The sequence below is a fragment of the Shewanella sp. SR43-8 genome, from assembly GCF_014163775.1.
Lineage (GTDB): Bacteria > Pseudomonadota > Gammaproteobacteria > Enterobacterales > Shewanellaceae > Shewanella > Shewanella vesiculosa.
In genome coordinates, this window is the sequence record NZ_JACJDX010000011.1 from 145,942 (window position 1) to 163,059 (window position 17,118).

The window sequence follows — 17,118 nt, forward strand, 5'->3', positions numbered from 1 at the left end:
GGAAGATATGAAACTAAGCATGATGCTATTACTGGCTATCGCAGCACCTGTGATGGCCAGCTCGCCTTCATTGATGGTATTTCAGCACAGCCAAGTTCTGACAGACTTTGAATTGGAATCAATGAAAGGTAAATACACTAATAACGGACAGGATTATTACTTTGGCTTGCAGATGCAAACACAGTTTATTCAAGATAATGGCGTCCAACAGCAAGTGGGAATGCAAATTGAGTTTACTCAAGTCAACAATCAGCCTTCTGTTAATATTACGATCAGTGATCCTAATGCCATTAGTAGTAATAATGGGTTTCAGTTGGATGCTTTGGGGCAAACAGCAGGGTTACAACAACGAATTCAAATCGCTGGGAGTGAAAATTTAGCGATAAATGAATTGGATATGGCTCAGGGGCGATTAACACCGCTAGTGCAAGGAATTAATGTTACCGTCGGTACAACGCTTGTAAGCAACAATGGCAATACCACGTTTTCAGCTAATGGTAACACAGTTGGCTATCAGGTCGAACTGGCTTCGGGCAGAGCAAGTCAAGGAATTAGCTATCAAAATGGCAATGGACAGTTAGTTCAGAGCATTTTTATTGATGGGCTTAGCCATGGAGTAATAAACCAGTCTACACTAAGATATGAGGGTATGCCTGTTGGACCAATTGAGTCAAATATACTTGGTAGGCAAATCAGTGATTTAACCACACTAGGATTTTAATTCATTTTGTACAAGCCAAGGATGTATTTATGAATAATAAATGGACCTCAGCTGTTGCAGTGATACTGCCAGGAATATTGGCAGTACCTGCGTATTCTGCAGATACAGATCCTCAACCAGCCTTAGAATCAACCTTATCTGAACAAGATATTGCAGTACTTAAACAAAAACTGATTCAGTTGAATCAACAAATTAAATTACAACAACAGACCATTAATCAGATGGCTCAACAGGTGCTCAAACAAGAGGCTTTAAACAGACAAGCCAGCAGGAAAGATGTTACCTCAACACAGCAACCAGTCTCTGCATCAACACCGTCATCTGCACCACCATCAGTCGAGCGACAAAAAGCTCAATCAAGCCAGCAAGCTGCAATCGCCAGTGACGCTGCAGAGCGAAAAAAAGCGCCAGACAGAGCAAGAAGTACTGACGATGTATTGCAAGAAGCACATAATGTCTTTTCTCGGAAATTTACCGTAGAGCCCTCATTTACCTATAGTTACTACAGTCGAAAAGATCTTATTCTTAGAGGTTTTTTAGCCCTTGATGCTATTTTTTTGGGTAACTTAAACCTAGATCGTATTCGCACTAATACAACACGATTGGATCTCACCACTCGCTATACGCTAAATGACAACTGGCAATTCGAGCTCAGTTTGCCGTATCTGTATCGTTGGACTCAGTATGATTCGGTGGGTGAAGGTAACTCTAGTCAACGATATGAAACTGCCGACATTAGTGGTGGTCAAATTGGTGATGTCAGTGGCGCGGTTTATTACCGAATAAATGCAGAATCAGTTGATTGGCCTGACTGGGTGTGGAATGTCAGAGTTCGCGCGCCAACGGGAAAAGATCCTTTTGGGATCCCACTCGAAACATCTGATACCGGTAATTTGACGTATCCGACTGAAATGGCAACGGGCTCTGGTGTTTGGGGAGCATCTACAGGGTTTAGTTTAGCAAAAACCTTTGATCCAGCGATTGTATTTTTCAATTTAAATTACGGTGTTAGCTTCACAGAGGCGTTTGATGACCTATCAGGTTCGCCAGGATTAAGCCCTGGTGAAATTGATTTAGGTAATTATCTGGATTACAGCGTGGGATTGGCTTTTGCTGTTTCTGAACGCATGAGTTTGAGTATGAGCTTTAATCAGCGCTTCTACAGTAAAACAAAACAAAGACCAGAAGGTGGAGAATGGGAGAAAATACCTCGTACTGACACCAATACTGCAAGCTTGGGCATTGGGGCTACGTTAGCCTTATCACCTAATTTGTCGATGGTGACATCAATTGGTAGCGGATTAACAGAAGACTCACCAGACTATCAAATTAGTTTGCGATTCCCTTATCGATTTTAGTGTTAGTCACAAAGTTTCGCATTATGCGTCTCTAAAACGAGATAACCTCAAACGGCTAGTTTAGGCCATTTGAGGTTATTTATTCAGTTAATCGACCTGCTGTTGAGGCTAAATCATATCAATAATAATCAAGAGTTGCTGGCGACATGTTTTTAAATATATAACTTTAACTCATCATTGAATGTAATGATTCTTGGCTGGTATATCGTTTGGTGAAGAAGTCTAAAAAAGCACTAATGTTACTGGCTAGCTGACGGCGACTTGAATAGACCCCATAGACTTTAAAGGGTTCCATTGGCCATTCTTGTAAAATTGGCACTAAGCTTCCGGTTGCAAGCTCTTGTTTACAACTCGTGTTCGACAGCATAGCAATACCATAATCATCTAACGCTAAACGTTTTACCATGCTGGCGCTGTTCACTCGCACTTTACGTTTAAAGGTCGCCATTATCTTACGGCTGCCTTTTCCTAAAGCCCAAATGGGGGCCGACAAGGTGGTGCCGAGTAAAATACCATTGTGTTGAGTTAATTCTTGTGGCGTGGCAGGGCTACTAAATTTTTTAATGTAACCCGGACTTGCGACCAAAATAGGCTGGCGTTCAAATAATAACCTTGCCACAAGATCCGATGACTGCAGCGGCCCATATTTTATGGCGATATCGTAACCTTCACCGACTAGGCCAACATCGTTGTCGGTAAATTGAATATCCAGTTCTATATTAGGATAGAGTCGCATAAAACTTGAGCATAAATGACCAATGACATCTTGTGAAAATGACACCGGAATGGCGATGCGTAATGCGCCCGAAATATCATTATGGGTGTTTTCTATTGTTGCTTTAGCCGCTTCAATTTCATGACTAATAGAATCACAGTGCTGAAAAAATAATGCTCCAACTTGAGTCAGGCTTAAATTTCGGGTGTCTCGTTGCAGTAACCGCACTCCGAGTTGTTCTTCTAATTGCGCAACTTTACGACTAATGGTTGATTTAGGTTGTCCGATCTCTCGTGCTGCCTGAGAGAATCCTTTTGCTCTAACAACGGCTGCAAACAGCATCATACCGTTCAAATCGGGCATTCAAACCTCACTGTCTCATTTATGGAACAAAGCGTCCAAGCTAGTTTATATGGTAATTTACCCATTAACAAAGTTATATTTACAAGCTAAAAAAATTTTCAGAGGCTATATAAGCAGAGGATCTAAGGATGACCAGCAAAAAGCAGCCCGCTAACAAGACTCAAGCACTATCGGCTGACCCACTTTTTTTACAAGCTGAACACTTGGCTAAAGACTTTTCATTATTTCCTGCTCATAACAAGCAGAGTTTATCTGAAGAAGTGAAAGGGCTATTAACAGAAGATGCGATTCAATCAAACTTGAAAAGTTTGGCATCTCTAGACGTTGACGGTTACGTCAATAAAGTTATCCAACCAACCTTGGATAAAACCCGCCCAGGTGCGAAGCGTATGATCGCTGACTTGAAAGGCAAGATTATTGCCGAAAGTCACATCGGACCGTTTTATCGTGCTGAAGTGGAACTTAACTTTGGCACGCGTACTCGCCGTATTGGTTTTATCGCGCAGGAACGAACTACCGCCAATGGCGCATGGATGCCAGAGCATCATCTTGCAGCCTGTAAAGCGATTCGCCATTTCGCCGAATTGTCTATGCCTATTGTATATCTTATTGATACTCCTGGTGCTGATGCTGGCGAAATTGCCAATAGTCAAAACCAAGCGCATACCATTTCTAAAGCGATTGCTGAAAGTGCCAATGTTGATGTGCCGACAGTCGGTATTGTGATTGGTGCAGGTTACTCAGGTGGTGCTATTCCATTAGCGGCAGCTAATATTTTATTGTCTGTACGAGACGGCATTTTTAACACTATCCAGCCACAAGGTTTGCAAAGCATTGCGCGTAAGTACAACTTGTCATGGCAGGAATGTGCTAAGTCTGTTGGCGTTTCTCCAGAAGAGTTATATACCGCAGGCTGTATTGACGGCATTATCGATTTCACTCCATCAGATAAAGATGAGCGTCAGCATAATTTCCGTCGTGCGATTATCAGTGCTATTGAAGCAGTTGAACGTGCAGCAATGAATTTTGTGCGTGAATCAACCGATTTAAAAGATCATTACGATCGTAGTTTGCAGCGTTTTTTAGCGCCGTCGGCTAATTTACTGACGCTGGAAAATAATACTCGCTTGTCTGTCGCCAATAACCCGACCATGTACCACAATATTTTTGGTAGTGCATATCGTTATTTACGTTATTTGACCTTGCGTAGCCGTATTCATTCAATCTCACAAGAGCAGTATGGTCGCTTATCAAAAGTGAGCGTGCCAGAAGGTGACTTGTTAGCGCGCATTAAGCAAGAGCAGGAACGCGTGTTCCAAGCGTGGTTAACCAACCCAGATAAGTTAGTTTATGATGAAGAACTGAATAAGCTTTGGGGTACCTTTAGCGCTAAACGTAAAGATATTTCTGCCGAGCGTAACGTCATTACTCGTTTTATTTTGGGTGAACCAAAAGAGAACTATAAAAAAGCGCGTAAAGCGTTGTTATTTAACATTGGTTGGTCGTTATACCATCGTTGGAAAAGTAATGCTGCTAACAACTTCAATGGCTTAATTAAACATTTAGAGTCATTGCCTAAGTCTACAACACAAGCGCCGTGGCCTGAGCTTAGCCAACTTACTGTGTTGGATATCGTAGTTAATGACGAATTACGCGCAGACTTTATTTGGCAGTGTCATAACGTGCTTATTTTTAATGCGTTATATGACAATGTTGTAGGTAGCTTGGCGTCAATTTCGAAAGAAGCCATGATGTCAAAAAGCTTATCTCGCGAGTCGGTGGATAAGTTACTGCACAAATCTATTGATAACGCATTATCGACAAGTGACAAAGCTAACGACAAGAGTAAGTTCTATAAGTGGTTAAAATACTTCATGGATCAATCGAATCGTGCAGAATTGTTAACGCGTGTAGAGCAATGGAAGAGTGTCGGTTTCCCACAGTTAAACGATTCTTTATTTGTTATTTTGACGTACTTCTTCGAACGTTTATTACCTGAATATTTCGACAGTGAAGACGATCATGACAAATATACCGGTACCATTAACCCTGTGCGTATTGGCCGTCGTAAGGATTTCTGGAACCGCTTAACCATGGGTTACCAAGACTTACTGATCCTAAAAGTGCTTCGTGAAGAGAAAAAACAAGGCAAGATGGCATGGGAAAATATCATCAAACAATTCTTTAATAAGTTTGATGAAATTGATGCCGACAAAATGTCAGCTAACATGCTTAACTTCCCAGGTTTCCGTTTATCGATTGAAGACGCTATTGATAAAAAGATCCGTCCTTGCGGTTTAATTACCGGTCTAGCTGATTTTAATAATAACGGCAGTAAGTTACGTGTTGGTGTTGCGGTTTCAAATACCGCATTCCAAGCCGGTGCATTTGATATGGCCAGTGCTGAAAAATTCAGTTCGCTACTCATCGAATGTGCTAAGCGCAAACTCCCGGTTATTTGTTTCATCAGTTCTGGTGGCATGCAAACCAAAGAAGGCGCGGCGGCATTGTTTTCAATGGCGGTTGTGAATGACCGTATTACACGCTTTATTCGTGATAACGAATTACCGGTATTAATGTTTGGTTTTGGTGATTGTACGGGTGGTGCTCAAGCCAGTTTCGTGACTCATCCGTTAGTACAGACTTACTATTTGTCTGGCACCAACATGCCGTTTGCTGGCCAAATGGTGGTACCTGCGTACTTACCATCAACAGCAACACTGTCTAACTATTTGTCTAAAGTGCCAGGTGCCATGACCGGGTTAGTTCATAATCCATTTAGTGACACCTTAGACACTCAGTTGTCGGGTATTGATCCACTCATGCCATTACCGACAATGAAGATTGAAGACGTGATCAGTAAAGCATTGTCGACGCTAGTGCCTGAAGTGATTGAGTTAGAGGACGTCATTGTCCAAAATGATCCTCGTGCACTGATGAAGCCTATTCATAAAGTATTGGTACATGCTCGTGGTTGTACGGCGGTTAAATTGATCCGTAAAGCTCACGACAACAATATTAATGTGGTGTTGGTGGCTTCAGATCCTGACATGACATCTGTTCCAGCAGATATGCTGAAAGATACAGATAAGCTTGTATGTATTGGTGGTAATACTTCAGATGAAAGTTACCTTAATGCTTACTCAGTCTTGAAAGTCGCTGAATATGAAAATGTTGACGCGTTACATCCTGGTATCGGTTTCTTATCAGAAAGTCCGCAGTTTGCAGCATTGTGTGTTAACAATGGGGTTAACTTTGTTGGTCCTAGTGTGCATTCAATGACCACAATGGGTAACAAGTCTAATGCTATCCATACTTCTCAATCGCAAAATGTGCCAGTTGTGCCTGGTAGTCATGGTATTTTGACTAACGCAGAGCAAGCCGTAAACGTAGCATCTGAGATTGGTTATCCTGTGCTGCTAAAAGCGGTACAAGGTGGTGGTGGTAAAGGTATTCAGGTTGTGAAACGTCCTGAAGACATGATTGGTTTGTTCCAAAAAACCGCCACCGAAGCTGCTGCTGCATTTGGCAATGGTGATTTGTATTTAGAAAAATACGTTACCTCATTACGTCATATTGAAGTGCAGTTACTGCGTGACAAGTTTGGTAATACCAAAGTATTGGGTATTCGTGACTGTTCAGTACAGCGCAATAACCAAAAAGTAATCGAAGAATCAGGTTCAACTATGTTGCCTGAAGAGCTGAAGCAACGTGTGATGGAATATACACGTGCGTTAGGCGAAGTAACCGATTATATGGGCGCAGGGACTGTTGAGTTTATCTATAACCTAGATGCTAACGAAGTGTACTTCATGGAAATGAATACACGTCTGCAAGTTGAGCATCCGGTGACAGAAGCGACATCAGGTATCGATATTGTTAGCGCGCAGTTTGATATTGCTGCTGGCCGATCAATTGAGAAGCTTGAGCCTGTTGACCAAGGTTACGCCATGGAAGTGCGCGTAACGGCGGAAAAAGCAGCGCTTGATAGCCATGGTATTCTGCAGCTTATTCCGAATCCAGGTAAAATCACAGAATGTGTATTGCCTCAGCGTGATGATGTTGAAATTATTTCGATTGCCGCTGCTGGCAAAGAAGTGTCGCCATACTATGATAGTTTGATCGCCCAGATCATTATACGTGGTACTGACCGTGCCGACGTTGTATCTAAAATGTATGCGTACCTCGATAGCGTAGTGATTAAAGGTATTGCGACTAACATTCCATTGTTAAAGCTTATCCTTAAAGATCCAACCTTCAACGAAGGGGTATATGACACTAACTACTTGCCACGTTTAATGGCTGAGTTAGATATACCTGCACTGATTGCAGAAATGGAAGCGGCAGCAGAAGCGATTGAGGTTGATACTGAATCATTACGTGTTGGTGAAAGTAACGAGCTGAAGGTTATGGCTCAGGGGGCTGGTATTTTCTATACCTCTCCAGCACCGGGTGAAGCTGACTTTGTAAAAGAAGGTGACATTGTTACTGTTGAACAGACATTGGCATTGATGGAAGCAATGAAGATGTTCTCGCAACTGACGTTAGCGGGCTTTAATCGTCAAACGGGTGTGTTATATCCTGAAGACCAACAGTATCGCATTGAACGTATTCTCAATAGCAATGGCCAGCAAGTTTCACAAGGCGACTTACTATTTGTGATCTCACCAGTCGAAGCTTAATACCTATAATTGTTCAGTAAATGAAATACCCGCCATTTGGCGGGTATTTTTTTGTCATATTTGGGTATGTTGTCATACACTCAATAGCGTATACACTTCTTTTTCGACCATTTTCTTGAGTCATAATGGGTGGAGCATACTATTGAGAAGGTTGAGTTTGCCTGAAATATCTAGCGTGTTATTGGTCATGCTGTTGATATTGATTAATCTGTTCAACACTAAGCATGCCAGCGCTTCTGTGCTCGAAGTGCAGCCTTTAATCGACTCACAAAGCCGTAATATCGTCCGCTATTGTGTTGATCCCGATTGGTTACCTTACGAAGCTATCGTCGATGGTCGTCATACTGGTGTTTCCTCTGACTATTTAGCCTTATTAACAAAGTATACCGGTTTAACTTTTATGTTAGTCCCGACAACCTCTTGGAGGCAGAGTTTAGAATTACTCAAACAAGGTCGATGTGAGTTAACCCCTATTTTAAATCAAACGCCAAAGCGCGACCAATATCTCTACTTTAGTGAGGTCTTTTTTAAATCGCCAAATGTACTGGTGTCGTTGAAGTCGCAACCCTTTCTACAAGGTTTTGAAAATATCGGCGACCGCTTATTGGCCATCCCCAAAGATTATCGCTTAGTCGAGTACATCCAACAGTATTACCCCAATATCAATACTATATTGACTAATAGTGAGCGCCAAGGGTTGGAAAAAGTCGCGAATGGTGAGGCTGATGTATTTGTTGGATCAATGTTTTCTGTTAATGCATATATTCAACAACAGGGTTTAACCTCGCTTAAAATAGCGGGTTGGGGAGGGCCTGAAGATGAATTACGCATGGGGGTTATTCACGCAAAGCAAGATTTATTGCCACAGATTAATGCAGGATTGGCAAAAATCACCCAAGCCGATCATATTGCAATTTATAAGAAATGGCACAATATTACCGTGATCGAAGACATTGATTATAGCCTAGTGATCCCTGTGCTAACGGCATTAGGGACATTTATTTTATTTCTCCTGTACCGCACAATATCAATCGGTAAGTACAATGTTCATTTAGAGGCAAACAATAAACAGTTACAGCAATTACAATTACAACTTGAGCAAAAAAATAGTGATTTAGACTTTTTGGCTCAACACGATCCACTAACAAAATTGTATAATCGTCAATACTTCAACCAAACATTTCTCGATACTAGACAAGCTCCTACTGAGCAAAATCACCATAATAATATTGGCTTAATCATTATAGATATCGACTTTTTCAAAGCAATAAACGACAAGCATGGACACGCTATTGGTGACAAAATATTGGTCCAGGTTGCCCAAGTGCTGCAAACTTCAGTGAGAGAGCGTGACGTTGTCGCCAGATGGGGCGGTGAAGAGTTTGTCATCGTTTGCCAGCATGTGCAGTTGATCAATGCCCAAGAGCTATGCCAAAGAATTACCGATGAACTCACTCATTTTCATTTTTACAACGATATCAAAGTGACTTGCAGCTACGGGATTGCTCTGCTGGGTGAGGGTGAACCCATAGAGGCGTGCTTTGAACGTGCCGATGCTGCGTTGTTCAAAGCTAAACAGTCAGGACGTAATCAATATTGTAGTGCGTAGATAAAAACCTCATCTTGATTGATGTTTACGCCTCTAAACCAATTCATTATGTAGATTAATAAATGCTTGCTCGATATGGCACAATGTTCAATAGCGACATTATTGGGGGCTAAAAAGGCTAATTTACCCATTTAAGCTAAAATTTAACATTTTAAGGTGAAATAAGCCTAAAGACTAAAAAATAAACTATTATTTTTTAGTCTTTTGTTTTATATGGTATTAATGGCTTTTAATGCGGTTTTTTTTGCTAAAAGTAAATAAATATTGCAACAGCTATTTGCGCCCAGCAAGGTTCCAATTTACAATATGCGCCTTAATAACCTGATGTGCGGTGTGTCGGTTTTTTTTCGCATGCTCCGTCTACTTCTTAAACTAATCATTAAAGTTGAATCATGACCGAATTATCCAAATACAGAAACATTGGTATCTTCGCTCACGTTGACGCGGGTAAAACCACGACCACCGAGCGTATCCTTAAGCTAACCGGTAAGATCCACAAGATCGGTGAAGTACATGATGGTGAATCAACCACTGACTTCATGGAACAGGAAGCTGAGCGCGGTATTACCATTCAGTCAGCAGCAGTAAGCTGTTTCTGGAATGATCACCGTTTCAACGTTATTGATACTCCAGGCCACGTTGACTTCACTGTTGAAGTATATCGTTCGCTTAAAGTACTTGACGGCGGTATCGGTGTATTCTGTGGTTCAGGCGGTGTAGAGCCTCAGTCAGAAACAAACTGGCGTTATGCTAACGATTCTGAAGTTGCGCGTATCATCTTCGTAAACAAGTTAGACCGTATGGGTGCTGACTTCTTACGTGTTGTTAAGCAAACTAAAGACGTTTTAGCAGCTAACCCATTGGTAATGGTTTTACCAATCGGTATCGAAGACGAATTCTGTGGTGTTGTTGACCTACTAACTCGTAAAGCGCACATTTGGGATGATTCTGGTTTACCAGAAAACTTCGAAATTACTGATGTGCCAGCTGACATGGTTGACTTAGTTGAAGAATACCGTGAAATGCTAATCGAAACTGCTCTTGAGCAAGACGATGACCTACTAGAAGCTTATATGGAAGGTGTTCAACCATCTATAGAAGACGTTAAGCGTTGTATCCGTGCGGGTACTCGTACAATGGCTGTGTTCCCAACATATTGTGGTAGCGCATTCAAAAACAAAGGTATGCAGTTATTACTTGATGCCGTTGTTGATTTCTTACCAGATCCAGTTGAAGTTGATCCACAACCGCTAACTGACGAAGAAGGTAACGAAAATGGCGAATTCGCAATCGTTGATGTTGATGCTCCGTTTAAAGCATTAGCGTTCAAGATTATGGATGACCGTTTTGGTGCATTAACATTCGTACGTGTTTATTCTGGCCGTTTGAAAAAGGGTGACACCATCCTTAACTCATTCACTGGTAAATCTGAGCGTGTTGGCCGCATGGTTGAAATGTATGCTAACGAACGTATCGAAATTGAATCAGCCCAAGCGGGTGATATTATCGCTATCGTTGGTATGAAGAACGTGCAAACTGGTCACACTTTATGTGATCCTAAGCACCCTTGTACACTAGAAGCCATGGTATTCCCTGAGCCAGTTATCTCTATCTCTGTAACGCCAAAAGATAAAGGCGGCAGCGAGAAAATGGGTATCGCTATCGGTAAAATGATTGCAGAAGATCCATCTTTCCGTGTAGAGACTGACATTGATTCTGGTGAAACCATCCTTAAAGGTATGGGTGAACTTCACTTAGACATTAAGGTTGATATTCTTAAGCGTACTTACGGCGTTGACCTAATTGTAGGCGAGCCTCAAGTTGCTTACCGTGAAACTATCACTAAAGAAATTGAAGATAGCTACACGCACAAGAAACAGTCTGGTGGTTCTGGTCAGTTTGGTAAAATTGATTACACTATTCGCCCTGGCGAGCAAAACACTGGTTTCACTTTCACTTCTAAAGTGGTTGGTGGTAACGTACCTAAAGAATTCTGGCCTGCTGTTGAGAAAGGTTTCAAGAGCATGATGAACACAGGTACTATCGCAGGTTTCCCTGTGTTAGACGTTGAACTTGTGCTTCAAGACGGTGCTTTCCACGCAGTTGACTCGTCAGCTATCGCGTTCGAAATCGCTGCTAAAGGCGCATTCCGTCAATCTATGCCTAAAGCCGGTGCACAACTTCTTGAGCCTATCATGAACGTTGACGTATTCAGCCCAGATGACAACGTTGGTGACGTAATTGGTGACCTTAACCGTCGTCGCGGTATGATCAAAGATCAAAACGCTGGTGTTACAGGTGTTCGTATTAAAGCTGAAGTACCGTTATCAGAAATGTTCGGTTATATCGGTTCACTACGTACAATGACTTCAGGCCGTGGTCAATTCTCTATGGAATTTGCTCATTACAGCCCATGTCCAAACAGTGTTTCTGAGAAAGTTGTTGCTCAAGTTAAAGAGCGTAAGGCTGCTGAAGCTAAGAAGTAATTCTAGTTTCGATTTGCCCATAAAAACCGTTGCCTAGGCAGCGGTTTTTTTATGCTTGTTTTATGCTGTTAACAGCATATAAAAACCCTGACAGCATTTACCACATTATTGATGGCCATCTCTACTGAGGGTTAAGAGTGCTTGAGCCGGCGGAGTTAATGGCAGGTTCTCTCGCCATATCAAGGCTAAATCCCAGGTCATGGCAGGTTGCATTGGTTTAAATATCAGTTTGCTACTGGTTAGCCGTTGGCAAATGGGTTCGGGTAAAATTGCGACGCCCAAGTTAGCTTCAACCATTGCCGCTAAAAAATCCCACTGACCCGTTCTAAAAGCAATATTAAGTTGTACACCAACTTTACGGCTTAAACGATTAATTAACTTGGCTAATGAAAAATCTTCGTTGTAAAGAATGAAGGGGTAAGATTCAAAGTCTTGCCAGCGTATTTCCGCTTTGCTAGCCAGAGGGTGCCCTTCTGGTAAGCAGGCAAGTAAAGGGTATTTAGTTAGCGCTTGGTTCGCTAACTCTATCTTATGCGTTGTAGGCAGCGCCGTGAAGGCAATATCTAGACTGTTGTTCAGCAGTGCTTGCTCACAACCAAATCCGCCATACTCGTTCATTTGTAATTCGATTCCGGGGTATTTTTGTCGATACTCGGTCAACAAAGGCGTGATTAAACTGCTCATCATCGGGCAGACTCCAAGTCGTAATCGTCCAGACTTTAAGCCGCTAAGGTTGCTAATCCCTTCTTGAAGTCGATGCCAGTGACCCAAAATCTCCCGCGCACTTTGTTCAAACAATTGTCCTGCTTGGGTTAATTCTACTGTTTGATTATTTCTTATAAGCAACTGCTCACCAATATTTTCCTCTAAACGTTGAATGGTTTTGGTCAGTGTCGGTTGGGTCATAAAGCACTTTTGTGCCGCACGGGTAAAGTTTTCGGTTTCAACTATGGTGAGAAAAATCTGTAAGCTCTTGATTGGGATGTTCATGCTTAAATGGAATCCACTTCATGGTAATTATTCATTTTACCTATGAACCTTAAAGGATTACTTTGAACTCCTTAGCAAAAACGGAGGAATAACAATGAAATCTACTTCAAGTTTATGGGTTAGCGCATTATGGCAAGCAGCGATGCCAGTAGAGCATGATGAGATTGAATCATCGAAGACATCAAAAGCAACAGCCGTAAACAACGAGCAAGTTGTTCAGCAAAGATCTCAACCAATAATCCCAGCTTAAGCTGGGTTTATTTTTTAACCAGGCCTTAGAGTATTACTCTATCAGATGTGAATATTACTGTTTTAACTAGCTCTATGTTGTTAGTCAATATTGTCAGTTACGGTTTTATGACCCATGCAGCTAATCAAGTGGGAAGATAACTGATATACAACTTATGCTGATAGTAGTGACATTATTTTTGCTAAAATGCTCACAGTATTAGCGATAGCCGGTCAACTCCATATAGCCTTTACCCTTGTGACTGCCGCTAATGGTGATGGGGCCTTCCCAATATGAGGTTGATACCAGCATGTCACTGTTAGGATTTAATGCGTCAGTGGTGATATCAATGCCCTCACTGTCAATCCGAAGATGCCAAGCAATAGGGTGTTTGCCTAATGCAGTTTGTTGCCACTGCGTTGGCTCCATTGAGATGTCACCGGGATTATCTTGGCTGTTGATATTACGCCCACTGCCATCGGCAAACATTCTTCTGCCACTGTAGAAGTGATCCGTATCATCTTGCCCGCGAAGCCTAAACATCATTAGCGTTGAGTCATCATCTAAACGCAGTGAAAACCAGTCCCAACCTTGCTGAGCCTTCGTTAGAAATTGCGAACTCCACTCTCGATCAAGCCAAGCTTTACCAGTTACTTGCTCAGTCACTCCATGGCGGGTTATCTCTCCAGTGACGTCAATAAAAGGCTGACTATAGTAGTAAGATGCCACACTTTTATCGGCGCTTTTACTGCTATAACCTTGCTCACCTTGTAATTGCAGCGGTTGTTGACTACTGAGTTGTAATTGATACTTAAATTGCTCACCTGCGACGGTTAATGTAGCTGGCAATAGTTGTTCTGATTGACTTAACCATTGCCAGTTTTGCAAATGAACCTCAAATGGTTGTGGCTCCACACCTGCAAGTTGAGGATGGCCGCGAGACCATTTTTCGGCGATTAAGTGTTCACTTTTGGTGGTCACTGCGGCATGGGCCATGTAAAGCTGATTAGTTATCCAGTCATTTTCTTTAAGTGTAATCGTACTTGTCTGTGGTCTCAGGCCGATGCGAAATTGAGTCCACTGTACGCCAATGTCTTCACCGGTTGTGGTAGTGAGGTTAGCGGTTAAATACCACCACTCAATTTTAAAGTCATTGTGAGCTAAATGGTCTTGTGGAAATTGTAATACTTTACCTTGAACAACGTCGCTATACCCTTCAGCAGATGTTGATGACATGCTGCTAATGGTTGATTCTTTTACTGCGGTGTCTTGTGCTGGTGAACAAGCCGTTAACGCTAGGCCGATTACAAAAAACGTTAATATAGCCATACTCTGTGGCATTTTAAAGGCTGCTTTGGGCACTATAGTTGATATGAAAGAGATCATAATGCTTCCTGTTGTAGGCTCGATATGAGTGGTCTTCGAGTCTGCCAATATAAGGGTAAACATACGGCGAATAAACAACTCACTATCGCAATGACCACCACTTGAAAATAAGCCGCCCAATCCCATACCATAGCAATACTCCAGCCAAATGCTTGCAAGGTCACCTTGTGAATTAACAAATAACCCAGTAATGCGCCTGTGGGTAATGCAACCAAGCAGGTTAATAGCACAATGAATAACATTTGCACTAATACCATTATACGCAATTGATTGCGGCTAACACCTAGGGCATACAAGCGTGCTAATGGTGCTTGCCTTGCTTGTGTTAGCATCATGCAGGCACTGAATAAGCCGATAGCCGCCACCAGTAAGGTCAAACTATTCAGTACCACAGTAATAGAGAATGTTTTATTGAATATGGTAATCGCTTCGGTTTTTATCCGCTGCTGGCTGTACATATAAGCGGAAGACAGATTGATTTTCTGGCTAATGCTATCTTGTAGTGGAGTAATATCGCCTTGGTACGATACTGCTAGACTAATCGGTTTAGCTGGTAATTGAGATTGTTGCCATAAAGACTGGGTAATAATCGCCTCGCCTTGAGGGTTACCATAATCGTAATAAATTCCACCAACGGTTAATGTGTGCTGATTAAGTTGTGATAACTGAATTTTATCGCCGATATCGAGTTGATATTTTATCGATAAGGGTTCACTGATCATCACATAATGGCCTTGGGTGAACTCAGGCCAAAAGTCATCCGCAGTGATTTTAAACACGGTTGTTTCTGTCAACGACAGATGATCGCGACTGACTAGATCGATAGGCACTTGTGTTTGTGGTGTTTCAATCCGATTAAGATTGCTATCGATAGTCCATTGATCATAAATGGCTTCAACTTTGGGATCGTTATTTAATAATAAGATTAAAGCATCTATCTGATTTGGATTTGGTCTTATGTATAAGTCGGCATGTAAGCGGGCATCGAGCCATTTTTTTAGGGTGATTTCAAAGCTACCAACTAAAGTGTTCATGGCAATGTTGGCGCACAGTGCTAACAACATAGCCATCATTGCCAAGGCAAGCGGGGCAATTATCTCTTTGGTTTCTGCAATCACATATTGCCAAAGTCCTTTAGGCATAAATGGGCTGAGTAAGTTAACCGCCCAATGCAGGCATTGTGGTAATAGCAATGGAATCGCCACTGAGATAATACCCAATAATACCAAGCTATGGCGATACTGCTCGGTAAAGGCAAATCCGACAGTACAAATTAGTAACAGCAACACTGCGATGACAAATTGGCGCCAATGAATAATATTGAATTGTTGGTTTTGTGGCTGTTTTTGGGCCCCTTGGGCTAATGGTGTTTTGATAAGGCTAATTAGCATTGGGATACAGGCTGCAAATGCCGCAGACAAGGTTAGTATCAATGCTTGTACAAACCATTGCCATTGCCAAATTCCGGGTAATAACTTTGCGCCATAAAGCTGTTCAAGGGTTATCGCAACCATAGGTTGCAACCACAGCGACAACTGTAAGCCACCAATAAAGCCTAATATACAGCCGACAAACACTAAACATATTATTTCAAGGCTTAAGGCAAACATCACAGTACGCCTATCTATACCTTGCTGCATGATTTGCACCAGCAGTTTTTGACGCTTCATTAAACTGTAGCGCACGCCGTTGTAAGCAATAAATAATCCGACCACAAATGCTAGCATGCTCATGGCATCAAGATTAAGGTGAAAGCTCGCCGTGAGGGCGGTAAGCGATTCACCTTCACTGGTTCGAGTGGTGAAATTTAGCTTACTGGTGTCAATACCTGCTTGAGTTAGGGTGTCGGTTAACCGAGCGATGAGTTGCTCATCTGACTCAGGCGCTGTTGCATTAGGATCTGCTGGCTTTGAGTCAAATACCGCAATATAACTGAGTTTTCCTTGCATATTCAGTAACGGTTGAGCTAAAGATATATCGGCAAGAATAGCGGTTCCAAGTCCCCAGTTATCATCAATGGCGATGATCTCAACAGGGACCTTATTCAGTACTAAGCGGTCAGTTTTGCGGCTGAGATTGTCAAGGCGATCACGCTGGCTTAGCGACATTAATACCTTGGCTTGGCCGCTGAGCAATTCGGCAAGGGGAATATTGGTTGACGTTATCGCGGCAGAGGAGTGAGAGTCAGTATTTTGCTGTTTGCGGCTGCTGATTGCCGCAATAATATCGCTACTGTTGACGCGCCAAAGCCGGCCTTGTTCATCTGTTGCTATACCTTCAATACTCGCGATGGTGTTGAATCCGCCATTAGCCAATGCAAAGTATACCGACTCATCAATGCTGCTTTCTGTGCGGTGGCTAATGGATAAGCATGCTTGTTGGCTGAGTAGCTCGGAGACATTGCCGTAGCTTTGTTTAGCGTTTTCATTGGTGGCATAAACCCCAATAAGCAAAGTTACTGCCAGCATAATGCCCAGTAAAATGGCACTTGCTTGCAGTGGCGCATGACGATAATGACTAACAAATAAGCGCAAACATAATCTTAAGCGACTAATTGATGAGGAGTCGGTCATCATTGT

The 17,118-nt window shown here is 42.2% G+C and carries 10 protein-coding genes; 6 read left to right on the forward strand and 4 right to left on the reverse strand.

Annotated elements, in window-relative coordinates; translation table 11 throughout:
- Positions 1 to 7 precede the first annotated feature (7 nt).
- Complete coding sequence (locus tag H5114_RS15415) at positions 8 to 721, forward strand: hypothetical protein (protein WP_182723398.1); 714 nt, start codon at positions 8 to 10, stop codon at positions 719 to 721.
- 29 nt (positions 722 to 750) lie between these two features.
- Positions 751 to 2,079: a transporter gene (locus H5114_RS15420; protein WP_220492590.1), complete on the forward strand. Its 1,329-nt coding sequence runs from the start codon at positions 751 to 753 to the stop codon at positions 2,077 to 2,079.
- 166 nt (positions 2,080 to 2,245) lie between these two features.
- Here H5114_RS15420 and H5114_RS15425 read toward each other — a convergent pair whose 3' ends face one another.
- A complete protein-coding gene (locus tag H5114_RS15425) occupies positions 2,246 to 3,157 on the reverse strand; it encodes a LysR family transcriptional regulator (protein WP_124017320.1) in 912 nt (303 codons plus the stop codon).
- Positions 3,158 to 3,285: 128 nt separating this feature from the next.
- Between H5114_RS15425 and H5114_RS15430 the strand changes: the two genes are divergently transcribed.
- The 3 genes from H5114_RS15430 to fusA all read left to right on the forward strand — a co-directional run bounded on the left by H5114_RS15430 (position 3,286) and on the right by fusA (position 11,934).
- On the forward strand, positions 3,286 to 7,839 hold the full coding sequence (locus tag H5114_RS15430) for a biotin carboxylase N-terminal domain-containing protein (RefSeq protein ID WP_124017321.1): 4,554 nt from the start codon (positions 3,286 to 3,288) through the stop codon (positions 7,837 to 7,839).
- A gap of 157 nt (positions 7,840 to 7,996) precedes the next feature.
- Positions 7,997 to 9,448, forward strand: coding sequence for a diguanylate cyclase domain-containing protein (locus H5114_RS15435; RefSeq protein WP_259395310.1), 1,452 nt, complete (start codon positions 7,997 to 7,999; stop codon positions 9,446 to 9,448).
- 392 nt (positions 9,449 to 9,840) lie between these two features.
- The gene (gene fusA, locus H5114_RS15440) at positions 9,841 to 11,934 is read left to right on the forward strand and encodes an elongation factor G (RefSeq protein WP_124017323.1); all 2,094 of its coding nucleotides are present in this window, start codon (positions 9,841 to 9,843) and stop codon (positions 11,932 to 11,934) included.
- 105 nt (positions 11,935 to 12,039) lie between these two features.
- On the opposite strand, the gene H5114_RS15445 is transcribed toward fusA, so the two are convergent.
- Entirely contained in the window at positions 12,040 to 12,924 is an 885-nt protein-coding gene (locus H5114_RS15445) for a LysR family transcriptional regulator (RefSeq protein ID WP_124017324.1), read from the reverse strand.
- 94 nt (positions 12,925 to 13,018) lie between these two features.
- Between H5114_RS15445 and H5114_RS15450 the strand changes: the two genes are divergently transcribed.
- A complete protein-coding gene (locus tag H5114_RS15450) occupies positions 13,019 to 13,174 on the forward strand; it encodes a hypothetical protein (RefSeq protein ID WP_165870140.1) in 156 nt (51 codons plus the stop codon).
- Between the two features lie 198 nt (positions 13,175 to 13,372).
- Here H5114_RS15450 and H5114_RS15455 read toward each other — a convergent pair whose 3' ends face one another.
- Together H5114_RS15455 and H5114_RS15460 are read right to left on the reverse strand one after the other, a co-directional pair.
- Complete coding sequence (locus H5114_RS15455; protein WP_404948359.1) at positions 13,373 to 14,539, reverse strand: lipocalin-like domain-containing protein; 1,167 nt, start codon at positions 14,537 to 14,539, stop codon at positions 13,373 to 13,375.
- The gene (locus H5114_RS15460; RefSeq protein ID WP_182723400.1) at positions 14,536 to 17,115 is read right to left on the reverse strand and encodes an ABC transporter permease; all 2,580 of its coding nucleotides are present in this window, start codon (positions 17,113 to 17,115) and stop codon (positions 14,536 to 14,538) included. Before H5114_RS15460 ends, H5114_RS15455 begins: the two co-directional genes overlap by 4 nt.
- Positions 17,116 to 17,118 lie beyond the last annotated feature (3 nt).

What these genes read in the sequence shown, in the direction of transcription:
- H5114_RS15415 (WP_182723398.1), top strand. Translation starts at nt 8, where the DNA reads ATGAAACTAAGCATGATGCTATTACTGGCTATCGCAGCACCTGTGATG.
- H5114_RS15420 (WP_220492590.1), top strand. Translation starts at nt 751, where the DNA reads ATGAATAATAAATGGACCTCAGCTGTTGCAGTGATACTGCCAGGAATA.
- H5114_RS15425 (WP_124017320.1), bottom strand. Translation starts at nt 3,157, where the DNA reads ATGCCCGATTTGAACGGTATGATGCTGTTTGCAGCCGTTGTTAGAGCA.
- H5114_RS15430 (WP_124017321.1), top strand. Translation starts at nt 3,286, where the DNA reads ATGACCAGCAAAAAGCAGCCCGCTAACAAGACTCAAGCACTATCGGCT.
- fusA (WP_124017323.1), top strand. Translation starts at nt 9,841, where the DNA reads ATGACCGAATTATCCAAATACAGAAACATTGGTATCTTCGCTCACGTT.
- H5114_RS15445 (WP_124017324.1), bottom strand. Translation starts at nt 12,924, where the DNA reads ATGAACATCCCAATCAAGAGCTTACAGATTTTTCTCACCATAGTTGAA.
- H5114_RS15450 (WP_165870140.1), top strand. Translation starts at nt 13,019, where the DNA reads ATGAAATCTACTTCAAGTTTATGGGTTAGCGCATTATGGCAAGCAGCG.
- H5114_RS15455 (WP_404948359.1), bottom strand. Translation starts at nt 14,539, where the DNA reads ATGATCTCTTTCATATCAACTATAGTGCCCAAAGCAGCCTTTAAAATG.
- H5114_RS15460 (WP_182723400.1), bottom strand. Translation starts at nt 17,115, where the DNA reads ATGATGACCGACTCCTCATCAATTAGTCGCTTAAGATTATGTTTGCGC.